Source organism: Alteromonas sp. CNT1-28 (assembly GCF_022348345.1).
GTDB classification, from domain to species: Bacteria; Pseudomonadota; Gammaproteobacteria; order Enterobacterales; family Alteromonadaceae; genus Alteromonas; species Alteromonas macleodii.
In genome coordinates, this window is sequence record NZ_JAKREZ010000006.1 from 279,221 (window position 1) to 301,291 (window position 22,071).

General features: G+C 45.1%; 16 protein-coding genes and 1 other RNA gene. 11 read left to right on the forward strand and 6 right to left on the reverse strand.

Going from position 1 to position 22,071, the window contains the following annotated elements:
* Positions 1-112 precede the first annotated feature (112 nt).
* The 4 genes from MHN02_RS05995 to rsgA all read left to right on the forward strand — a co-directional run bounded on the left by MHN02_RS05995 (position 113) and on the right by rsgA (position 4,039).
* On the forward strand, positions 113-1,576 hold the full coding sequence (locus MHN02_RS05995; protein WP_039230861.1) for a potassium/proton antiporter: 1,464 nt from the start codon (positions 113-115) through the stop codon (positions 1,574-1,576).
* Positions 1,577-1,613: 37 nt separating this feature from the next.
* Positions 1,614-1,964: RNase P RNA component class A (gene rnpB / locus MHN02_RS06000), an RNA gene on the forward strand.
* A 444-nt stretch (positions 1,965-2,408) separates the two neighbouring features.
* Positions 2,409-2,795, forward strand: coding sequence for a VOC family protein (locus tag MHN02_RS06005; RefSeq protein WP_239245059.1), 387 nt, complete (start codon positions 2,409-2,411; stop codon positions 2,793-2,795).
* 215 nt (positions 2,796-3,010) lie between these two features.
* On the forward strand, positions 3,011-4,039 hold the full coding sequence (gene rsgA / locus MHN02_RS06010) for a ribosome small subunit-dependent GTPase A (protein ID WP_239245061.1): 1,029 nt from the start codon (positions 3,011-3,013) through the stop codon (positions 4,037-4,039).
* Between the two features lie 151 nt (positions 4,040-4,190).
* Here the strand turns inward: rsgA and MHN02_RS06015 are convergent, their stop codons facing one another.
* Positions 4,191-6,587, reverse strand: a complete 2,397-nt coding sequence (locus tag MHN02_RS06015; RefSeq protein WP_239245063.1) for a TonB-dependent receptor — start codon at positions 6,585-6,587, stop codon at positions 4,191-4,193.
* A gap of 400 nt (positions 6,588-6,987) precedes the next feature.
* Here MHN02_RS06015 and MHN02_RS06020 point away from each other — a divergent pair, with 400 nt between their 5' ends.
* A complete protein-coding gene (locus tag MHN02_RS06020) occupies positions 6,988-7,932 on the forward strand; it encodes an EamA family transporter (protein WP_239245065.1) in 945 nt (314 codons plus the stop codon).
* A gap of 19 nt (positions 7,933-7,951) precedes the next feature.
* On the opposite strand, the gene MHN02_RS06025 is transcribed toward MHN02_RS06020, so the two are convergent.
* The 3 genes from MHN02_RS06025 to MHN02_RS06035 are packed head-to-tail and all read right to left on the reverse strand — an operon-like array spanning position 7,952 to position 12,794.
* Positions 7,952-8,716 carry a transporter substrate-binding domain-containing protein gene (locus MHN02_RS06025; protein ID WP_239245067.1) on the reverse strand — a complete coding sequence of 255 codons (765 nt, stop codon included), beginning with the start codon at positions 8,714-8,716 and terminating at the stop codon, positions 7,952-7,954.
* Between the two features lie 23 nt (positions 8,717-8,739).
* Positions 8,740-11,619, reverse strand: a complete 2,880-nt coding sequence (locus MHN02_RS06030; RefSeq protein ID WP_239245069.1) for an ATP-binding protein — start codon at positions 11,617-11,619, stop codon at positions 8,740-8,742.
* The gene (locus tag MHN02_RS06035) at positions 11,616-12,794 is read right to left on the reverse strand and encodes an ABC transporter substrate-binding protein (protein ID WP_239245070.1); all 1,179 of its coding nucleotides are present in this window, start codon (positions 12,792-12,794) and stop codon (positions 11,616-11,618) included. Before MHN02_RS06035 ends, MHN02_RS06030 begins: the two co-directional genes overlap by 4 nt.
* A 336-nt stretch (positions 12,795-13,130) precedes the next feature.
* On the opposite strand from MHN02_RS06035, the gene MHN02_RS06040 reads away from it, so the two are divergent.
* A complete protein-coding gene (locus MHN02_RS06040; RefSeq protein ID WP_014948380.1) occupies positions 13,131-13,628 on the forward strand; it encodes an exonuclease domain-containing protein in 498 nt (165 codons plus the stop codon).
* An 88-nt stretch (positions 13,629-13,716) separates the two neighbouring features.
* Here the strand turns inward: MHN02_RS06040 and MHN02_RS06045 are convergent, their stop codons facing one another.
* Positions 13,717-14,187 carry a hypothetical protein gene (locus MHN02_RS06045; RefSeq protein WP_239245071.1) on the reverse strand — a complete coding sequence of 157 codons (471 nt, stop codon included), beginning with the start codon at positions 14,185-14,187 and terminating at the stop codon, positions 13,717-13,719.
* 240 nt (positions 14,188-14,427) lie between these two features.
* Positions 14,428-15,573, reverse strand: coding sequence for a methionine adenosyltransferase (gene metK, locus MHN02_RS06050; protein ID WP_014948382.1), 1,146 nt, complete (start codon positions 15,571-15,573; stop codon positions 14,428-14,430).
* 427 nt (positions 15,574-16,000) lie between these two features.
* Between metK and tkt the strand changes: the two genes are divergently transcribed.
* The 5 genes from tkt to MHN02_RS06075 all read left to right on the forward strand — a co-directional run bounded on the left by tkt (position 16,001) and on the right by MHN02_RS06075 (position 22,051).
* Entirely contained in the window at positions 16,001-17,992 is a 1,992-nt protein-coding gene (gene tkt, locus MHN02_RS06055; RefSeq protein WP_239245073.1) for a transketolase, read from the forward strand.
* 18 nt (positions 17,993-18,010) lie between these two features.
* Positions 18,011-19,021, forward strand: a complete 1,011-nt coding sequence (gene epd / locus MHN02_RS06060) for an erythrose-4-phosphate dehydrogenase (RefSeq protein ID WP_014948384.1) — start codon at positions 18,011-18,013, stop codon at positions 19,019-19,021.
* 116 nt (positions 19,022-19,137) lie between these two features.
* A complete protein-coding gene (locus MHN02_RS06065; protein ID WP_014975742.1) occupies positions 19,138-20,313 on the forward strand; it encodes a phosphoglycerate kinase in 1,176 nt (391 codons plus the stop codon).
* Positions 20,314-20,614: 301 nt separating this feature from the next.
* Complete coding sequence (locus MHN02_RS06070) at positions 20,615-21,514, forward strand: fructose bisphosphate aldolase (protein WP_014978432.1); 900 nt, start codon at positions 20,615-20,617, stop codon at positions 21,512-21,514.
* A gap of 222 nt (positions 21,515-21,736) precedes the next feature.
* Positions 21,737-22,051 (forward strand): hypothetical protein, encoded by a 315-nt coding sequence (locus tag MHN02_RS06075; protein WP_231506410.1) that lies wholly within the window; start codon positions 21,737-21,739, stop codon positions 22,049-22,051.
* Positions 22,052-22,071: the final 20 nt, after the last annotated feature.

Below are 22,071 nucleotides of genomic sequence, written 5' to 3' on the forward strand. Positions count from 1 at the left end.
ATACATTGGTGCAAAAACGCGGTAAGGTAGCAGTATTAACAGGAACCCTTGATGCTCTCACGCATACCCGAATAATTTGCGTGAGAGCATCAAGGGCAATAAGGAACGTATAATGTTTGCAGTTGATCACATTATTTTACTCAGTGCAGTGCTTGCCATTTTGGGCGTACTGGCCAGTAAATTGTCCCCGCGCTTTGGCGTACCTGTTTTAGTTTTATTCCTTGGTGTAGGTATGTTGGCTGGAGAAGATGGTATCGGCCGAATTTTCTTTGATAATGCTGATGCTGCGCATGCCATTGGTACATTTGCGCTTATTCTCATCCTATTTGATGGCGGTCTACAAACGTCAAAAAAGTCCATAGCGCAGGCGTGGAAACCCGCCGCGTTGCTCGCCACTTTTGGCGTAATTGGTACGGCAGTGGTCACCGGTATCGCCGCTATGGTTATTCTCGATTTACCGCTTTATAAGGGCTTATTGCTTGGTGCTATTGTAGGGTCGACAGACGCCGCAGCAGTATTTTCTGTTCTGCGCAACGCTGGTATACGCATTCCTTCAAAAATAAAATCCACACTAGAGCTGGAAAGTGCGTCGAATGATCCAATGGCCATATTCCTCACAATCGGCCTTATTACGCTCATTCAAGACAGCACCACTAAGCCAGTTGACTTACTTTCGCTGTTTGCCAGTCAAATGGGAGTGGGAGCGATAGTGGGCCTTGCCATCGGCGGTATTGCAGTATGGCTTTTCAGACGCGTCACCTTAATGGCCATCGGTTTGTACCCGGTATTTGTGATGTTGTTTGGTGTATTGTCTTTTGGCCTTGCTGCGAACTTAAATGGCAGCGGCTTTCTCGCTACCTTTATTACGGGTGTTATCGTGGGTAACAGCCGCTTTGCTTATCAGCGTAATACGTTTGTGTTTCTGGATGGGCTGGCGTGGCTTGGGCAAATTGCCATGTTCGTTATCTTAGGTTTGTTGGTAACGCCCACCGAGCTGTTTGTTAATTGGAAAGAAGGCCTTTTAATTGCGTTTGTGCTTATTTTTATTGCACGTCCGCTGGTGGTTATGCCTATTTTGTTGCTTTCGAAATTTTCGTTCAAAGCATCAATGCTAATCTCATGGGTAGGCTTACGTGGTTCGGTGCCAATTATACTCGCTATATTTCCGCTAATATTCGGCATGCCATACGCCGAGCTCATTTTTAATGTGGTGTTCTTTATCGTGCTTATTTCTGCCTTGTTGCAAGGTTCCACCTTACCTTATGCGGCGCGTAAGTTAGGCTTAGTATTGGACGATGAAGTAAAGGAATCGAGCACGCTGGAGATTGTAAAAGTCGCTAAGAGCAAGCGCGAGCTTATAGAAATAGAGGTTTCGAAGTTATCGCCAGCACTACATAAAACCATTAGCGAATTAGCTCTTCCCGATAATACGGTAGTGGCGATGATTGCCCGTGGTGAAGAAACCCTTATACCTAAAGGAAGTACCAAAATAGAAATGGGCGATCAAATTTTCATTATCACCAAACTGCTCGATAAAAGTGCCGTTGAGCACTGCTTTTACAGCGAGCAGGAATAGGGTGCTATTGTAGGGTACTTCATGTAGAATGCGCCGCGGAGTTGGCCAGGCAATCGCCGCTTTCGTAAGAAAGGGGAGGAAAGTCCGGGCTCCAAAGGGCAGGGTGCCAGATAACGTCTGGGCGGCGTGAGCCGACGACAAGTGCAGCAGAGAGAAGACCGCCTAAGCATGTTGACATGCCGGTAAGGGTGAAAGGGTGCGGTAAGAGCGCACCGCACCTCTGGTAACAGAGTGTGGCAAGGTAAACTCCACCCGGAGCAAGACCAAATAGGATCCCTCAACGTGTGGCCCGCATGGGGATCGGGTAGGTTGCTTGAATCAGTGAGCGATTGCTGATCTAGAGGAATGGTTGCCCACGACAGAACCCGGCTTACGGCCAACTCCACTCTTTTCCCTCACACCTACGTGAGCCAACAGCGACCTACCAGCTATTCACTAGTCGAGATTTCCTTATCCTCAGGATTGTTTCTCTTCTGTAGCTGGCTATTTTGTTGTGCCGATACACTGAGATTACTTTCCGATTGATGTGGGCGTTTTCAGCGCTTGAGCCTACCCGTTTACAAGTTGTACTTTGGCTAATATTTTGAAATCAAATGTATGAGCCTTTGAAAAAAGGTTAACTTAAGTCAACGAAAATAAAGAAAAAGCAAATTAAAATGTGACTAAGCAAGTCGAGTGAATCACAATGATTATAAATGCTTTAAGGTTAGTGAAAGGCTAGTTCAAGAAGCGCTCCGCCATAATACTTACAAGTTACATTGGCATAATTTAGGCACAACAATACTGATATGTTTCTAACTTAATCGACATGACCAGAATTGAGGGAGAGATAGTGAGCAAACACGGTGAGTTAAATTGGGTCGAGCTTCAGACATGTAATGTTGAAGGTGCCATGAAGCTATATGGTGAGTTGTACGGGTGGACTTTTCAAGCTGAGGAAAATGAAAATGGTGATGTCTATTGGTTAATCTCTAACGATGAAAATTTTCCTTTTGGTGGTATTCTCACAGTACCCGAAGACTCACCTGAGGCTCCTAGGTGGATTCATTATTTTCATATCGAAGATGTTGATAGCGCTATACAAACTACCCTTAATAATAGCGGAAAGGTAATGAAAGGTCCTCGCGAAGTAAAAGGCGTAGGCCGTGTGGTCTGGTTGCAGGATGCAAATGGTGCAGAGTTCGGGCTTATCACTCCGAGTTCTGAAGCGCCGGGCTAAAACAGCGAGTGCAAATAATTTGTTTATTCTAGAATGGTCCTAGACTATACTGGACATAGAAAAATAATTAAGGACTTTGATGATTGTAACAAAACCTATGCAATAGCAAGCCAACAGGCCTGCTTTCAAATTGCATAAATCAAATAGTTAGCATTTCTATTAATGTTGACCGTATTTTGTTTTATTGAAGCAGTACTCTGCTCATAGGTAATGTTATGAAATATATTTCTGAGTTAAACCGACTTGGTTGGCAACCTTTTTTCCTTCAGCAACTTTCTTTAGAAGATTATGAATACTATCAACCTGCACGGGTGATAGGTCACGATCGTAGCCGTTATGTAATCTTTGACGGGAACTTTTCTACCTCACTTCCGATTTTAACGTCTTTTCCTAGAATGACGGTAGGCGACTGGATATTAATTGATAGTGACTATCAATATGTTCGTCTTCTTGATAGAAAATCGCTGTTTTCAAGACGCGCAGCTGGTACAAAATTAGACCGACAGCTTATCGCAGCCAATGTTGACACACTCTTTATAGTTTCTTCGCTCAATCATGATTTTAATTTAAGTCGTATTGAAAGGTACTTGGTGCTTGCTAGAGAAGCCGAAGTTGAACCAGTAGTTGTTTTGACAAAAGCTGACTTGACGACAAGCATTGAAGACTATTTATGCAGACTTAGAGAGTTAGATCCGCATTTACGAGTAGTGAGTGTGAATGCGCTAAGTGAAGAAAGTTGTTTAACGCTTAAGAGTGATTGTTGCAAAGGATCTACGGTAGCTCTACTTGGCTCTTCCGGGGTTGGTAAATCAACAATTATCAATACGCTATTACAGTCGGATAAGCAATCTACAGAGTCTATTCGCGAAGATGACAGCAAAGGAAGGCATACGACGACTTCGCGCTCAGTTCATTTTATTCCTGATGGTGGTGTGATCATTGATACACCTGGAATGCGTGAATTGAAGATTATTGATTGCTCAAATGGAATTGAGTCGACGTTTACTGATATTGAAACGCTTTCAATAGGGTGCAGGTTTTCAGATTGCACTCATACAAGTGAGCTAGGTTGCGAGGTTTTGAAAGCAATAGATAAAGGAATATTAGATGTTAGGCGGTTGGCGAACTATCAAAAGTTGAAACAAGAGGAGAAAAGAAATTCAATGGCATTGCACGAATTAAGAGCAAAGGAAAAGAACTTTAAAAAAATGGTTAATGCGGTAACTCGCAAATCAAGAAGATAGATTTACTCAAAAGCCTAGGTTTGTCCTAGGCTTGTTGTTTTTTCTGAGAGCATCAAATTCCCGGCTTACGGCCAACTCCACTCTTTTCCCAAAAGAAAGTGAAGCCTCTACCTGAAGGGATATTTCCTCAGGCAGAGACATTTATCGCTCGTTACTGAAAGAAGTAACGGAAAGTTGCGCCTACTGTACGTGGCTGGTTCACCGTAAATCCAAGTCGAGCTCGTCCACCACGTTCTCTATCAAAGGATAGCTGCGCGTTTTCGTCGAACAGGTTGTTTGCATACAGTAATATTTCATAGTCATCGTAGGTAAGACCGAAGCTCATATTAAGCGTGCCGTAGTCGTCTAACAACAAGTCTAATTCCGTTGTTTCTGCGCCAGTGGCACCGCCAAAGGCAAGGCCTGAAGTGAATATACCTGCGCCTGCAACTTGGTCACTAGGCTGGGTTATACGGTCTCCCACGTACTGGTAAGAGCCTTGGAAATAGGTGCTGTTTGAAGAGAATAAAGGCTGCGCTAAATCGTAGGTAAATGCGATGGAAAAGCTCTCTTCAGGTACTGAAGCTAGGCGGTTACCGTCTTCTACGCCACCTAGTACCGCACCATCACCATCAACAACGGTTGAATCGAACTCGGCTTCAATGATGCTACCCGTTAATGAGAAAAAGAGCTGGTCAGTAAACTGACGCGTAAGCTCAAATTCAATACCTTGGGTGTGGGCGTCAGGCACGTTAAATGATACACGTGACGAGCAAGAACCAGCATCCAATGTAACCTGAAGATCTTCAATATCGTTATAGAAAGCCGAGATGTTAGCTGACCATCCACGACCTGATGATTTCATACCGATCTCATAGTTGGTGAGCTTTTCATCGTCATAGTCTTGGAACGAACCAAAGATGGCTTCATCTTGGTCGGTACACAGGCTTCTATTTAGCGGGTCATTTACACCGCCAAGTCTAAATCCTTGAGACACCTGAGCATTTAAGTTCACGTTTTCGCTTACGCTATACTGGCCGATAACGCGAGAAGTAAAGCCATCTGATTCTGTAGAATCGGTCTGGTTGTCGCCGTTGGCAAATAAGCCCCCAGAGATAAACTGACGCTCTTCTTCATAATCGTAAAAACGAGAGCCCACGGTCATTTTAAAGTCATCGTTCACTTGATAGTTCACTTCACCAAACACAGCAAGCTGCTTCAAGTCGTACGGTAAATAGGCGTTGTAGGGAGAATCAGCTTCAAAACCATTGGCAACCGCTGCTGACGTGCCTTCACCTAAGGTGGCGTCGGTAAATGCGTCGTACCCAGGGGTAGGGAGTGATTGGTCGTAAACACGCTCTGTAGAAGAGTAGAAAGCGCCAACTAGCCAGTCTAGCGCGCCATCGCCATTGGATGCGGCGCGAAGCTCAAAGGTATCTTGCTCTACTTCCGTTCTGTCTAATAAGTTCGACGGTAATAGTACGGCTTCATCAGGAAAACCTAAGTCGATACTTACTGAGCCCGAAAGCGCGCTGGCATCACGACTTACAAGAATATCGCGGTCGGTATAGCTATAAACAAAGGTAAAATCAGCAACGTCGGCTTGATATTCAGTAGTTACGTCAGCAATCAAGGTATCGTCAGAGAAGCCTTCTTCAAGCAGCAGGTACTGTTCTCGTTCACCCAATTGAATAGCTGGGCGGGTCGTTGTGTAAGGGTTAGCAAACACGTTATACACTTCCTGTCTGTTAAACCCGTTCATTTCTAATTCTTGGAAGATAAGTCGTGGTGTAATCGTGAGCTTATCGTTGGGTGCGATAATGAAAGCTACGCGTCCGCCAGTTCTATCGCCGTCGTTAACGTCTTCGCTAAACGCGCCGTTTTCACCTAACGCATCTATAAAGCCTGCGTAATCAGTGCGGTATACCACCGCGCGCATGGCAATGGTGTCGGAAATAGGTACATTTACCATGCCCTTAACGTGACCGCCCACGCCACCGTCTGTCACACTATTAAGATTAGCTTCAAACTTACCTTCAAAGGTATCTAACTCGGGCTGATTGGTGATGTAGCGAAGGGTTCCGCCGATAGAGCCAGATCCAAAAAGCGTACCTTGCGGACCGCGCAGGGTTTCAATGCGGTTAAGGTCGAAAAGGTCGAGATCTGGAGTAAATAAAGACAGCGAGATCACGCTTTCATCGAGGTATACGCCGACCTGCTCCTTAACGCCTGGTTGGTCTCGTACAATTTGACCCGCTGAAACGCCACGCATAGATACTTGGCTTTGGCCTGGTCCTAAGTTTTGAATTGATACGCTCGCCACGTTTCTAGCGACGTCTTCTAAGTTTCCTGCACCGCTGCGTTCAAAGTCTCGCTGCGTTTGTGCGTTGATTGAAAAAGGAATGTCTTCAATGGATTCTGCACGCTTTGTTGCAGTTACTATGATCTGCTCAAAGTCATCGTCATCCTTTTGTTGTGTGTCCTGCGCCATTGCACCGGAGCTAAGCAGCCCCATTACCGCAACGCTAAGTGTGCTTCGTCTAAACGACGATTTTTCTATTTTAAACATAAGTCCATCCAGGTTTATTGTTTCTATTTTGTTATCAGGCAAGGGCGTAATGTGGCAAAAAAGTTGGGTTATTTCCATAAATTGCGAAACAAATATTTCATTTTTTGTTGTATCTAAAGCTGTATGTTTTTCTTGTTGATTTAGTGTTAATTGTAAGTATGTGGGGAATGTGCGTCTAAAAGGTCAAAAGAAGCGTCTATCTAGCTAATTACAAAAGCAAAAATCTAAGTATCATCTTTATGAGAGAGGTGTTGACCCTATGAGCAAAAATCACTGGGTGATAAAAGCAAGCGGCAGCAATCGGTTTATATCAGCGTCACAGTAAAAGCTGATGGGTTAAGTCGAAAGTACAACACGAAAGCACTGTTCAACAGTTAAAGCTAAGAAGGTAAGTAATAGAGTGGAGAAAGCAGTGAATACAAGCGATGTAGTAAAAGGGGTCTTAGCAATTGTTATCGCAAGTTTTCTGTGGGGGACAACAGGCACTGCCGCTCAGTTCGCCCCAGAAATCAGTCCTCTGGCAATCGGTGCCTTTGCAATGGGTATAGGCGGTGTATTGCTTTGTGTTAGTGCCCGAAAATCACTAGTAAAGGATGCACCTATTCTTTTTTCTACACCACTGACCTTTCTGTTTGGCAGTGCATGTGTTGCAATTTATCCGCTGGCCTTTTACAGCTCAATGCGTTTGTCAGGCGTTGCCATAGGCACCGTGGTTTCTATCGCCAGTGCACCACTATTCGCTGCGCTTTTAGAGTACTTTTTAAGTAAAAAGCCCGTGTCTTTAAAATGGTTTATTAGTTTTGTGTTTGGTGCGTTTGGGATTGGCATGTTAGCCATGGGGAAGGCACACGACTCAATGGCGTTGTCAGCATCTAAAGATGATCAGGTGTTCGGCGTTATATTGGGTTTAATTGCAGGTTTAACTTACGCTGGATACTCATGGGCCGCGAAGCAACACATTGACGCTGGCGCAAATTCAAAATCTGCCATGGCCGGACTTTTCGGTTGCGCTGCCGTTGCTCTGTTGCCTTCCCTCTGGTTTACCGGTCAAAACTTGTTTGCTAACACTATCCACATTAGCGTTTCACTCTATATGGCTGTGGTGCCGATGTTTCTTGGTTATTTGCTATTTGGCTATGGTCTTCGCACTACCGAAGCGAGTAAAGCTACGCTTATTACGTTAATTGAGCCACTGGTTGCGACACTTTTTGCTATTTTTCTAATTGGCGAAGTATTCAAGCCGGTGGGGTGGGTTGGCATGACGCTGGTGTGTCTTTGCCTTTTAATCCAATCGATAAAATTTCCCTTTGCTTTAAAGCGCTATGGCAAAAAAGCAACGGCGTAATGTTGAAACCGCGTGTGGCTTATAATGAAAAGTCAGAATACTTGTTGAGTATTCTATCAATTTGACCCGTTTGTTTTAATTCAGCAATGGCGCGGTTAATGGCGGGGAGCCTATCTTTATGTCGATTGTGAACACGCAACGCCATTTTGCCTGCGGTATGGATGGGGCCCAGCGCTATTTTTATGTTGTGCATTGAAGACCAGTAACGCGCCGCTGCTTCCTCCATTATGATGACATCTATCCGTTTCATGCCAAGGGCTAAGATAAGGTTACTCTCGGCTTGAAAGTCCATTCTAACGAACTTATCAGAATCAAAATAGACATAGCCGGAGATCATCCCTACGGTTTCACCGTAGATAGAGGCGACGGTTTGGTATCGGCTATGGTTTTCAGGCAGAGTAATAAAGTATTCTGTGATGTCTATAATGGGATCTGAGAAAGTGAAGTCGCCCGCGGGCTCATCTTTAGACAGCCAGCTTGGACTGAAGAAGTCGAAATTAAGAGCGCCTGTTTTAAATGCTAGCATGGCACGTTTGGTAGAGAGCATGACTTTTTCTGTCTTAATATCTGCTCTATTCATAATAAGGGGAAGGATTTCAACTAAAATACCGGCCCTATCTTCGTCGACAGCATTTTCGTACGGGATAGAGCTGCCTGACGTTCCAAGATTATATCGCAGTACTTCATCTGCAGTCGCGCCACCGCCAAAAAGCGAAACGTTAATCAATAAGATAAACGAAACAACTTTTTTGATGTGTTGGGCTAGTCTCGCTAAGGCGTTCACTCAAGATGTTCCACTTCAATAGATTAATGAACGGCGCTTTCTTCACTATTTCTTTCAATGCTTGCCCAATGCTCAACTTTGTCGATGAGGTCAATAGCATCAAAAGGTTTACTTAGATAATCGTCCATTCCGGCGTTAACGCAGCGCTCTTTGTCACCTTTCATGGCATTGGCGGTTAGTGCGATGATCGGCACATTCAAATAGCGTTCTCCGGCCTCACCATTTCTTATGCGTTTAGTTGCTTCAAAGCCGTCCATTTCCGGCATTTGACAGTCCATCAAGACAACATCAAAGGTCACTTTCATTTTGTTCAGCGCTTCAAGTGCCTCTAGGCCTGATTTGGCACTCAATGTAGTGTGGTTATTTAGGTGCTGTTTAACAATAACCTGATTAATGTCGTTGTCTTCGACAATTAATACTTTGCGTTTTTTCCCTTTTTCCCGTTTCACTCCTGAGGAGTGGTGAACTGGCTTAAGCAGGGCTTCGTCGGCTTGTTCAAGCATAATAGTGAAAGAGAACGTGCTTCCGTGACCTTTAACGCTCTCAAGTTTTATATCGCCGCCCATGAGTTCGCATAATTGTTTGCTAATAGAAAGGCCAAGGCCTGTTCCGCCGAATTTGCGAGTTGTAGAAAGGTCTTCTTGGGTAAAGACATCAAAGATTGTACTTTGCTTGTCTTGTGCGATGCCAATGCCGGTGTCTTTTACGCTACATAAAAGCTTAAGGCTGTTATCTGCATTTTGCTGAATGCTGGTGGTGACTTCAATACATCCACTGTCGGTGAACTTCACGGCATTACCTAACAAGTTCGAGAGTATTTGTCTAAAGCGTACATCATCGCCTTGTACAACGTGAAAGCCTTGTAAATCAAAGTGAAAATGTAGCGCTAACCCTTTTTCTTGGCACATAATCGCGTACTGACTTTGAAGGTTTTCAAGCGATTCTAAAATGTCGAATGGGTTTTCTTCAATTTGCAATTGGCCAGCTTCAATTTTAGAGAAGTCCAAAATATCATTTACGATATGTAAAAGGCCTTGGATACTAAACTTAGCAAGAGACAGGTAGTGCTTTTGCTCCTCAGTGAGTTCAGAGCTAGCCATTAACTGCAAAACACCAGAAATACCGTGTATTGGCGTGCGTATTTCATGGCTCATACTAGCGAGGAAACTCGATTTAAGACGGGCAGACTCTTCCGCTTTTTCTCGCGCATCCTGAAGATACTGTTCGGTTTGTCGTTGTTGAGTAACGTCCTGTTGAAACCCGATATAGTGAGTGACTTCACCATTTATTTTTACCGGCGTTAAATTCAAACGATTATAAAAGGCGCTGCCGTCTTTTTTATAGTTGAGCAGCGTCGTTTCAATAGGCTCGCGCACTGCAATAGCCTCGCGGATTTGGTCAACTGTCTGCTTGCTGGTTTCATCGCCCTGCATCGACCTGCAATTATGACCGATTATTTCTTCACGACTGTAGCCTGTAAGCTCTTCAAAGGCACTGTTTACGTATATTATTGGTTGGCCGACGCGCTTAATGTCCGAAATGATGATCGACACGGTTGCTTCATCCATAGCGTGAGTGAGCACTTTAACGTGACTTTCAAGAGAGCGTTGTTCAGTTTCGTCGCTACCAACATAGATATCACCACGAATATTACCATTAGCATCGGCCAGTGATGTTTTAGTCCAATGAACAAACCGCTCTTGGCCGGTTGATACCGAAAAGTGTGTAAGTTCATTGCTCTGTGAAGAAGCAAGCTTTTGCATAATGAACTTCAAAATACCGTTCTTTTCACCGTACTGGTCATGACAAAAGTCGTCGAAGCGCTTGTTAGAAAGTAAAATTTGCTTGTCTTGATCAACCACAACAAGCATATCGCCCATTGACTCCAACACGTTGGAAAACTGTTCGTTAGACAGTGAAACCTCTGTCAGATCCCAAATCAGTTTGTCAAACGCTTCGCGAATATCCGCAAGTTCTTGGGCCTCAACGTCACTATCAAGGCGTAGTGAGGTCTTATCATCACTGTTTAGTCGATTCTTAATGTCATTGTACAAAGTCGAAAGTGTTCGCTCGGCAAGCGTTCCCGTCATACTCACCATATGCAAAATGATAAATACGAAGCCTACAATCATTGCCAGCAATACAATCCCAGTCCATGCGGCTTCTCTGTATGCGGTGATGGTGGGTTTTACGCTGTATAAGGTTAGATTTTGCCAGTCAGCCTTTTTTATAGCGTAGCCGCTGTCATCAAAATCGGAAAAGCTTGAGTTGGGAGCAATGAGTGAGGGCTCACTGCTAAACAGGACATGCCCACTAGAGTCGGTAACAAGCTGGTTAGTCAGTCTGGGGTAAGGAGCGAGCAAAGACTGCAAGCTATCCACATACATAACAAGCGCGCCTTCCGCTACGCCTCTAAGTAACACTGGAACGCTTATTAATACGCCGTACTTTGATACCGAGGAGTATGCATTCGATGAACCAAGGGTTTGCTGGCGCCATGCACTACTGAGCGACTCGGGGATAACAGCATTCCAGTTTTTATCAATCACCCGGTTCCCGGCAAAATCAAATAGTGCAAACTCGACACTTTTCGCCTGAGTTAAATTTAACGAGCGGAAAAACATGGGAAGGTAATTATCCCTTTGCTCGAAATCAACCAAAGAATTGATGATGATATCGTTAGCTGCCAAGTCTGCTAGCTGTCTAGTGGTGTCGCTAACAATGTAATTGATATCTTGTTCTAAACCATCAACAGATTGTTGTTGAAGCTGGTCGGTTTGTTTAACAATGAAGTGGAAAGAGAGAGCAAACAGAATGATAGACAAAACCGCGACGAGTAAAACCAGTCGCGGTAGCATGCTTGAAAGCAGAAGAGAGCGTAACCTTGGGGGCTGCTGCATCATTGCACGCCCGTTGTTACCAAGTGACCTTTTTCGTTAAACGTAGTCATAAAATAATCCTTTGCCCAGAGTGCATCGTGTCTGTCCTCTGAAAATGGAGCTGTGTAGTGCTTCACTGCACCTTGCACATTTTGAAGAGACTCTAGCGCAGCGCGTAATGCGTCTACTTCTATACTACCAGCTTTCGCGGCAGCTGCCGCGATTAAATGAGTTAAATCATAAGCATGAGCCAAACCTGTCACACCACCAATCGCAGTCGCATCCACCAAGCCATACTTATTATAATAGGCTTCTAACAAGCTTTTTGCTTTGGTATTTTTCTGGTGGTTGAAGTGGAAGGTTTGAAGTACTGACACATTGTAGTTAGCGATGGGCTTTGCAAGTAAAGAGGCGAACTGACCCGACGCGACTCCCCAATGCGACACAACAGGGAGAGAGGCGATGCCTTGTTTGGCCATCTCATCGAGTACCACAACACCTTCAGGAACGTTAGTGACAAGAATAATCGCTTCCGCTTTCGCGCTTTTTATTGCCGCGATATCCTCAGAAAAGTCTTTCTGCTGCCAATTTATCCAATGGGTTGCTGTTATATCAATATCATTATTACTTGCAGCTTGTGTTAATGATTCAAGGTTTGAGCGTCCCCATCCTGTTCTTTCCAATACCAACGCGATATTTGATAGCCCCATATATTTGACGTGATTAATTAGGACTGACGCTGCTTCAGCGTCGCGTACCGACACGCGAAATATGTTATTCGGTGAGTGCCCGTTGTCGATAATAGGCGTCCCCGCTGCCCAAGGAACCAACATCAAAATGTTTTTTTCGTGTATTGGGTCGATTTCAGCGAGAACTACAGGTGTATGAACGCCGCCTACTACCGCAAGTAAATTGGGAGTTTGGGAAAATTGCTCAATGTTATATACACCTCGAGCTGGGTTGCCGCGATGGTCTTTCGCAATAACTTTTATTTGACGACCTAGAATCCCACCAGCGGCATTTATTTCGTCGACGGCAAGCTCGACCCCTCTTGTAATAGCGATGCCACCTTCAACAGCTACCGCTGAAAGATCGGCATCAATACCAATCACCAGAGGCTCCGTTGAACTTAATGCTTTACTTGCAGTAAAAATTGAAAAGACGCAAGCCAGCGAGAGAAAGATAGAAAGTGCACGCATGAATAGGCTACCTAAATGTTAACCTTAAAAGTGTATAGCAATGTGCTCAGTCTTTTAGCGTAAACGTCTTATCCTTTAGTATAAGTTTGATGCTTTTTTGAGAGCTTTTACGAGATTTTTGAGCGCTGGCGACGGGTTGGTGTACTAAACAAGTGCGCATTAATTGTGGCACGATTCTACTATTAGCTTATATTTCGAGAAGAGTGGTTGTACATTTGCTAAACAGTGTTCGACGTTGTTTAGTTGTTCCTCTGGTGACGAGGTAGCAGTAAAACCGCCTGATAAAAATAGTTTGCGGATGTTGCAAGCAAGGATAAACAGCGGTTTGGAGCGTGAGTGCGAAAAAATACCCTGCCAACAATAATAGACATTGAAGCAAGTGGATTTGGCGCAGCGAGTTACCCTATTGAAATAGGTATCGTGCGCTATGATGGTGCAAAGTGGTGTAAGCTACTTCGGCCCTTTGACTCGTGGGTTCACTGGGATCGAAAAGCGGAGTCACTGCACGGCATAACGCAGCAGATGCTGCAAACTCGAGGAGAAGAGCCTCGAAAAGTCTGTGTTGAGTTAAATAACTTCCTTGGCAATACGGTTGTTTACAGTGACGGTTGGGTCGTTGATAACCCGTGGCTAATTAAGCTCTACGCCGCAGCGCAGGTAGAAATGTCTTTCACGTGTAGAGCATTGGAATATATTTTGTCTGAAGCACAAATGAATCAATGGCATGAGGTGAAAAGCCGCCTTGCGAGCCAACTTGATGTTAAGCGTCATAGAGCGAGTTCCGACGCGATGGTAATTCAACAGACTTACGCAAAAACCTTATCATTGGCATAACGGCAACTACGTTTCGTCTTTATGATGGGGTGTAATACTAAAAGCGCACTGTGAGTGCAATGTAGCGGTGACCTAAAACAAGGATGACTTAAAACAAGTAATTGACGCCCAATGAGAGAGCCATATTCTCTTCTTCCCCAACTTGCCTATGTTCAAGCTCTACCGCCATGCTTAAACCCTCGCTTTTGCCAAGCAGCCAGCCCAACCGAGTAAAAGTACCTACATCATGAGGTAAATAAAGCCACTCTGCGTAATGCTGAAAGGCGGTATTGTTGGTTTTGTACGTTGCATAGACCTTTTGCGGAACCCAAGTGTTAAACCGCCTGCTGGCGCTAAACATACCTTGTGACCCCGCTGGGTAGGTATAACTGTTGTCGTATAGATAAGTTTCGGTTGTAGATTGAATGCGGTACATACTATTTAGCTGCCACCGGGCTATTTTTTTACTTTTGAATTGGATAGGGCTGTAGTGGGGAGCATTCATTTCCGCGAGCACGGGGGAAGCCGCCATAGACGCAGCCAAAGTAAGTGCCAGAAGAATACCAGTAACCACATTCATGGAAGAGCCCAAGTTGTTGTTATCATGGCTTGTAAACAACCAGAAACTACAAGCGATAGTGTGTTCGTTATTTAAGCATAGCTGCAAAAATAAATGATGAAAATATTCTTTGCTGTTTTTTATTTGTTTCGTTGATTTTGCTAGCCAAATAAAAAAACGCCGCTAGTTTATACAAACACTTTTTTGCAAAGCGTTATAAAAACTGAGCGGCGTATTTAAAAGCGTTATTGGGTTATCGAATTAAATCGATGCTTTTAACGCTTCTGCTTTATCTGTTGCTTCCCATGGGAATTCGTCACGACCAAAGTGACCGTACGCAGCCGTTGGGCGATAAATAGGGCGCTCAAGATCGAGCATTTGAATAAGTCCATACGGGCGTAGGTCGAAATGTTCACGGACCAGTGCCACTAACGTTTTCTCATCTACCACACCTGTACCGAAGGTATCGATGCTGATAGACGTTGGCTCTGCCACACCAATTGCATAAGACACTTGGATTTCGCAACGCTTAGCAAGTCCTGCTGCAACAATGTTCTTAGCAACGTAACGACCCGCGTATGCTGCACTGCGGTCTACTTTTGATGGATCTTTACCAGAGAACGCGCCACCACCGTGACGGGCCATACCACCGTAAGTATCAACAATGATTTTACGACCTGTTAAGCCACAGTCGCCCATTGGACCACCGATAACGAATCGTCCCGTTGGGTTAATGTGAAAGCGTGTATTTCCATCAATCCATTCACTAGGCAGCACTGGCTTAATAATTTCTTCCATTACCGCTTCGCGAACTGTTTCAGTGCTCACTGAATCACAGTGCTGGGTTGAAAGCACAACTGCGTCGATGCCAACAGGCTTGTCGTTTTCATATTTGAAAGTAATTTGGCTTTTAGCATCTGGGCGTAACCAGTCTAGCTTACCAGATTTACGCACTTCAGCTTGTTTTTGAACAAGGCGGTGAGAGTACGTGATTGGCGCAGGCATTAGTACGTCAGTTTCGTCGCTAGCGTAGCCAAACATTAGACCTTGGTCACCCGCACCTTGTTCTTCAAGGCTTGCGCGATCAACACCTTGATTGATGTCAGGTGACTGTTTGCCAATAGCATTTAATACCGCACATGAATCAGCGTCGAAGCCCATATCTGAGTGCGTGTAGCCAATTTCTTTAACTGTTTTTCGGGTAAGCTCTTCAATATCTACCCATGCAGAGGTAGTTACTTCACCACCCACTAAAACCATACCGGTTTTTACATACGTTTCGCAGGCCACCCGAGCGCGAGGATCTTGTTCTAAAATAGCGTCAAGAACCGCATCTGAGATCTGATCAGCAATTTTGTCCGGATGTCCTTCAGACACTGACTCGGATGTGAATAAATGCGTGGCCATAAATGCTCCGTAAGCGTTAAATTATCAAAATAGTCGTATATTGTACTAAAACAAGTTATAAATACCAGTCTTTACTTCTAGACGTCTAAAAGTCTCTTCGTTACGAATAGTTGACACAACCCGATCACTAATGGGGTTATTCAGGACGAAATTGGTAAAGCGAACGATTTACTAGTAAAACCAGACGTTAGATATAACCGTTTTTGCTGTATTGGGAATACGTGATGGTTAAGGTATAGACCATTTTTTACTATGACTTTCACTATTGGCAATCAAAACCCATTGAACTGTAAGGTGGCATAGGTAAGAATAACGCCACATTCATTCGTATAAAGAAGTAGAGCGAACGCCTTACCTCTACGCTCGTCTAGCTTGCCTAGCCCGCTAAGATACGAAACAAAAGATACAAAATAAATCAGGAGACAACATGCCCTCTCGTCGTGAACTCGCCAATGCAATCCGTGCATTAAGCATGGATGCCGTTCAACAAGCTAAATCTGGTCACCCAGGTGCCCCAATGGGGATGGCTGATATCGCACAGGTACTATGGGGTGATTTCTTATCACACAACCCTGCAAACCCATCTTGGGCTAACCGCGATCGCTTTGTGCTTTCAAATGGTCACGGCTCGATGCTGTTGTACTCTCTTCTTCACCTTTCAGGCTACGAACTGCCAATTGAAGAGTTAAAGAACTTCCGCCAATTGCATTCAAAAACGCCAGGTCACCCAGAGTACGGTTATGCGCCAGGTGTTGAAACGACTACTGGCCCATTAGGCCAAGGTATCAGTAATGCTGTGGGTATGGCGCTTGCCGAGAAAGTGCTAGCGGCACAATTCAACAAAGATGGTCACACTATTGTTGATCACCACACCTACGTGTTCTTAGGTGACGGCTGCTTGATGGAAGGTATCTCACACGAGACATGCTCACTAGCCGGTACACTAGGCCTTGGTAAGCTTATCGCGTTTTGGGATGACAACGGCATTTCAATTGATGGCGAAGTGGAAGGTTGGTTCACCGACGATACACCAGCACGCTTCAAGAGCTATGGTTGGGAAGTGATCGATGGCGTTGACGGTCACGATGCAGAGCAAGTAAAAGCCGCTATTGAAAAGGCACAGGCGAATACTGCGCAACCTACGCTTATTTGTTGTAAAACCACCATTGGTTTCGGCTCGCCTAATAAAGAAGGTACCGAGTCTTGTCACGGTGCACCACTAGGTGAGGACGAAATTGTCGCTACTCGCGAGAAGCTTGGCTGGAGCTATGGCGCGTTCGAAATTCCAGACGATATTTACGCTGGTTGGGATGCTAAAGAGAAAGGTTCAAACGCGGAAAGCGCGTGGAATGACGCTTTCGCAGCATACGAAGCCGCTTACCCAGAGCTTGCGGCAGAGTTCAAACGCCGCGTAAATGGTGAGTTGCCAGCAGATTTCAGCGAAAAAGCAGATGCAATTATTGCTGAGCTTCAAGCTAACCCACAAAATATTGCTTCACGTAAAGCGTCGCAAAATGCACTAAACGCATTTGGTCCACTACTTCCTGAGCTATTAGGCGGCTCTGCTGATCTTGCGGGTTCTAACCTCACTATTTGGGAAGGCAGCAAAGGCGTTGAAGCAAACGATGCATCAGGTAACTACATTTATTACGGTGTACGTGAATTTGGTATGTCGGCCATGATGAACGGTATTGCCCTTCACGGTGGCTTCAAGGCATACGGTGCAACCTTCCTAATGTTTATGGAATATGCACGTAATGCGGTACGTATGGCCGCACTAATGAAGCAGCCTGCAATTTTCGTTTACACCCACGATTCAATTGGTCTAGGTGAAGACGGCCCAACACACCAGCCGGTGGAGCAGGTGGTTGCGCTACGTGCAACGCCTAACCTTGATAACTGGCGCCCTTGTGATCAGGTTGAGTCTGCTGTGTCGTGGAAGTCTGCTATTGAGCGCACTGACGGCCCAACAACGCTGATTTTCACGCGTCAAGGCTTAGCGCAGCAAGAGCGTACGGCTGACCAAGTGGCTAACATTGCCAAAGGCGGTTACGTACTTAAAGACTGTGAAGGTACGCCAGAGCTTATTCTTATCGGTACCGGTTCTGAGGTTCAGCTAGCCGTTGAAGCCGCAGCGAAACTAACCGAGCAAGGCAAAGCCGTTCGCGTAGTGTCTATGCCATCAACTGACGTATTCGACCGTCAGTCTGCTGATTACCGTGAAAGCGTACTGCCTTCTAGCGTAGTTAAACGCGTAGCGGTTGAAGCCTTGTCTAAAGACAGCTGGTACAAGTACGTTGGCTTTAATGGCGCTATCGTAGGCATGGACACCTTTGGTGAATCTGCACCTGCTGGCGACCTGTTTAATCACTTCAACATTACCACTGACGCTGTAGTAGAGGCTGCACTGTCTCTGTAAGAGGTAATAGATAAGCCTATGGTAAATATTGCCATAAATGGGTTTGGTCGTATTGGTCGTAACGTGTTGCGCGCGCTGTATGAAAGTGGGCGCAACAACGAATTTAACGTGGTGGCCATTAACGACATTGCTAAACCCGAAGGCATAGCACATTTACTTAAATACGATACCGCCCACGGGCGGTTCCGTTTTGATGTGGCCTTAGAAAATAACACGCTAAATGTCGCAGGCGACGATATTACACTGCTCGCGATAAGCGATATTAAAGACCTACCCTGGAAAGACTTGGGCGTTGATATTGTGCTTGAGTGTACGGGCAAGTTTGATGACAGAGCATCGGGGCAAGCACATTTAGATGCCGGCGCTGGCAAAGTGCTTTTCTCGTCACCCGGGTCACCAGATTTAGACAATACGGTCATTTTCGGAACCAATGAAGACACGTTGACCAGTGAACAAAAATTAGTCTCCAATGGCTCTTGCACCACAAACTGCATTGTTCCTGTTATCCAAGCGCTAGACGCTGCGTTCGGTGTTGAAAGTGGTACGATCACAACCATTCACGCGTCTATGCACGACCAGCAAGTTATCGACGCCTATCACGAAGATTTGCGCAGAACCCGTGCTGCAAGTCAGTCGATTATTCCCGTTGATACCCGACTTGCTGCCGGTATAGAGCGCATTCTGCCTAAGTTTGCGGGAAAATTCGAAGCCATTGCGGTTCGAGTGCCAACTATCAATGTTACTGCCATGGATTTAAGTGTAACGCTTCAATCTAAGGTAACGATTGAGCAAGTGAACCAAGCCCTTCGCAATGCAAAAGCGGGGCGTTTACAGGGTATTTTGGACTACACCGAAGAGCCTTTGGTGTCGGTAGATTTCAATCACGACCCTCACTCGTGTATTGTAGATGGCACACAAACAAGAGTCAGTCACAAACAACTGGTTAAAACACTAGTATGGTGTGACAACGAATGGGGTTTTGCAAACCGTATGCTCGATACCGCAAAAGTGATGTTCGACGCAAAATAAAGCATTGATGCTGCCAGGGGTTGGTAGCACCAGCCCGCGCAGCTTTCACAGTTAATTTGAGCGTGTCTTACCTTCAAAACACGCTCTACTGAATTTAAATTAACATAGGAAAGACGATGGCAATTCCAAGCATGAGCGATATGGCCCTAAAAGGTCAGCGCGTATTAATTAGACAAGATTTAAACGTGCCGGTAAAAGACGGCAAAGTAACTTCTGATGCGCGTATCAAAGCATCAATCCCTACGATTAAAGCAGCCCTAGACGCAGGTGCGGCAGTTATGGTGATGTCTCACCTTGGTCGTCCTACTGAAGGCGAGCCTGCAGACGAATTCTCTCTTCAACCTGTTGTTGATTATCTTAATGACGCCCTAGACGTACCGGTTAAGCTTGTAAAAGATTACCTAGATGGCGTGGAGCTTGCAGACGGCGAATTAGTTATCCTTGAAAACGTACGTTTTAATAACGGCGAAAAGAAAGACGATGAAACGTTAGCAAAACAGTACGCAGCACTTTGCGATATTTTCGTTATGGATGCCTTTGGCACCGCTCACCGTGCACAAGCGTCTACTCATGGCGTTGCTAAATTCGCGCCCAAAGCCTGTGCTGGCCCATTACTTGCTGCTGAATTAGATGCACTGGGTAAAGCGCTGGACAACCCTAAGCGCCCAATGGTTGCTATTGTGGGTGGCTCTAAAGTGTCTACCAAGTTGACCGTGTTAAAAACATTGGCTGAAAAAGTTGACCAGCTGATTGTTGGTGGCGGTATTGCCAACACTTTCATTGCTGCTCAAGGCCATAATGTAGGTAAGTCACTAGTAGAGATGGACCTTACCGAGCAAGCCACGCAGCTTATGAATGAAGCGCAGGCGAATGGCGGTAATATTCCAGTACCTACAGATGTTGTCGTGGGCAAAGCGTTTGATGAGAATACCGAAGCGACGCTAAAAGTAGTCAGTGACGTTGCCGACGACGATATGATTTTTGATATTGGTCCAGACTCTTCAAAGGCGTTAGAGGACATTATCAAGAACGCGGGAACCATTGTATGGAATGGCCCTGTAGGCGTATTTGAATTTGAACAGTTCAGTGCTGGAACAAAAGCGCTGTCTGAAGCGATTGCGGCAAGCGACGCATTCTCAATCGCAGGTGGTGGTGATACACTAGCAGCAGTTGATAAATACGGGATTGCCGATAAGGTCTCTTATATTTCAACAGGTGGTGGCGCGTTCCTAGAATTCTTGGAAGGCAAAACACTACCAGCGGTAGCAGTACTAGAAGAAAAAAATAAATAAGCCTGGGCGCTGCATGTAAACGCAGCGTTTTAAAGCTCTAGATAGCTAAGGCCTAGTACAAACGTTACCCCATAAGTGTCACGCTCAGTAACAGCATTGTTGAGCGTGACCTTTTAATCGGAAACGATTACACCTGCGAAACAGTGAAGTACGCAGGCATAAATACCAACTTTATTACAGATGTGTTTACTTAAGGTGCTGGCATGCTGCGTCTGAGACAAACAGATCTTTAATAGAATTGGTATAACAATAAACCCTACACCTGTCTATTAAGGCAGTAATATACAAAAGGAGTGTTGCAATGGCATCACAAGCTCAGCAGGCAATGCTGGATAAACTGAAGACGCAAACCGGTTTTATTGCAGCGTTAGATCAAAGCGGCGGTAGTACCCCTAAAGCGTTGCGCTTATACGGCATCGAAGAGTCAGAGTATAGCTCAGACGAAGAGATGTTTAATCTTGTTCACGAAATGCGTACACGCATTATCACCAGCACCCCTTTTAGCGGCGAGCGCGTTCTTGGCGCAATCTTGTTTGAAAACACCCTTGATAGAGAAATTGAAGGCATGTCTTCTGCACATTTCTTATGGCAGAAGAAGCGCGTAATTCCGTTCCTAAAGGTAGATAAAGGATTAGCTGAAGAAAGCAACGGCGTGCAGGTAATGAAGCCAATGCCAGGTCTTGATGCACTGCTAGCTAAAGCGGTGGCGCAAGATGTATTTGGCACTAAAATGCGAAGTGTTGTTAAGCTTGCGAATCACCAAGGTATTAAAGACGTTGTTGCTCAGCAATTTGAAGTGGGTAAGCAAATTTTAGCCGCGGGCCTTGTTCCAATCATTGAGCCAGAAGTGGATATTCACAGTCCACAAAAAGCGGAAGCAGAAGCATTACTTAAGCTAGAGATTTTGACGCAGCTTAATCTGCTAAACGAAGGTCAGGAAGTCATGCTTAAGCTTACGCTTCCGACAGAGGCAAACTTTTATAAAGAGCTTGTTGATCACCCTCGTGTACTTAAAGTAGTGGCGCTATCTGGTGGCTATAGCCGCGAGGAAGCAAACGCGAAGCTGGCAGAAAACCAAGGTATGATCGCGAGTTTCTCTCGCGCACTGACAGAAGGCGTATCTGCACAGCAAACTCAAGAAGAGTTTGAAGCAACGCTTGATACTGCAATTGAAGGTATCTACCAAGCGTCTAAAGCTTGATCCTCTCCTTTTAAATTGATTGTAAAGAGCGCCTAATGGCGCTCTTTTTCGTTGTGCGGTTTTGTCACTTCCTATTCCATTCCGCTTTTGTCGATTCTGAAAACGTGCAATCGCTTATTGCCCGCGTTTACTAGCAAGAATGTTTCTTGTAAAAGCGTAATTGCCTGTGTAGCATAACGCCGCAATTTTCCTTATATAATTGAATTCCTGGAATAATCATCGGTGAATAATCATCAGTACATGAAGCAGTACACCATATACGCATTAATTGCGTTGTTGTTTACTTGCTTATCTGGACTTAAACAGGATTACAAGCCGATCACGTTCAAGCATCATTTTGATGCTTCTATCTCAGAATATTCCTTTGAATTTGATACTGAGGAAAGTGCACCGGAAGAGCCCGTCCCGCCACAAAATGTTGTGCTGGATTATCTTACGGACTCCTTCACGGATACCGCAAAACCACGTCCGCGTGGGCTTTTCAAAACATTCCTTAACTACGCAACGCCGTTAACCCGAGCGCCGCCTATTGCTTAGTTTTTTAGGTTTAGCGGTTA

Bases quoted from the DNA above. Each gene is read 5' to 3' on its own strand.
- MHN02_RS06045 (WP_239245071.1), bottom strand. From the start codon at position 14,187: ATGAATGTGGTTACTGGTATTCTTCTGGCACTTACTTTGGCTGCGTCT.
- MHN02_RS06015 (WP_239245063.1), bottom strand. From the start codon at position 6,587: ATGTTTAAAATAGAAAAATCGTCGTTTAGACGAAGCACACTTAGCGTT.
- metK (WP_014948382.1), bottom strand. From the start codon at position 15,573: ATGGCCACGCATTTATTCACATCCGAGTCAGTGTCTGAAGGACATCCG.
- MHN02_RS05995 (WP_039230861.1), top strand. From the start codon at position 113: ATGTTTGCAGTTGATCACATTATTTTACTCAGTGCAGTGCTTGCCATT.
- epd (WP_014948384.1), top strand. From the start codon at position 18,011: ATGGTAAATATTGCCATAAATGGGTTTGGTCGTATTGGTCGTAACGTG.
- rsgA (WP_239245061.1), top strand. From the start codon at position 3,011: ATGAAATATATTTCTGAGTTAAACCGACTTGGTTGGCAACCTTTTTTC.
- MHN02_RS06065 (WP_014975742.1), top strand. From the start codon at position 19,138: ATGGCAATTCCAAGCATGAGCGATATGGCCCTAAAAGGTCAGCGCGTA.
- MHN02_RS06035 (WP_239245070.1), bottom strand. From the start codon at position 12,794: ATGCGTGCACTTTCTATCTTTCTCTCGCTGGCTTGCGTCTTTTCAATT.
- MHN02_RS06070 (WP_014978432.1), top strand. From the start codon at position 20,615: ATGGCATCACAAGCTCAGCAGGCAATGCTGGATAAACTGAAGACGCAA.
- MHN02_RS06030 (WP_239245069.1), bottom strand. From the start codon at position 11,619: ATGATGCAGCAGCCCCCAAGGTTACGCTCTCTTCTGCTTTCAAGCATG.
- tkt (WP_239245073.1), top strand. From the start codon at position 16,001: ATGCCCTCTCGTCGTGAACTCGCCAATGCAATCCGTGCATTAAGCATG.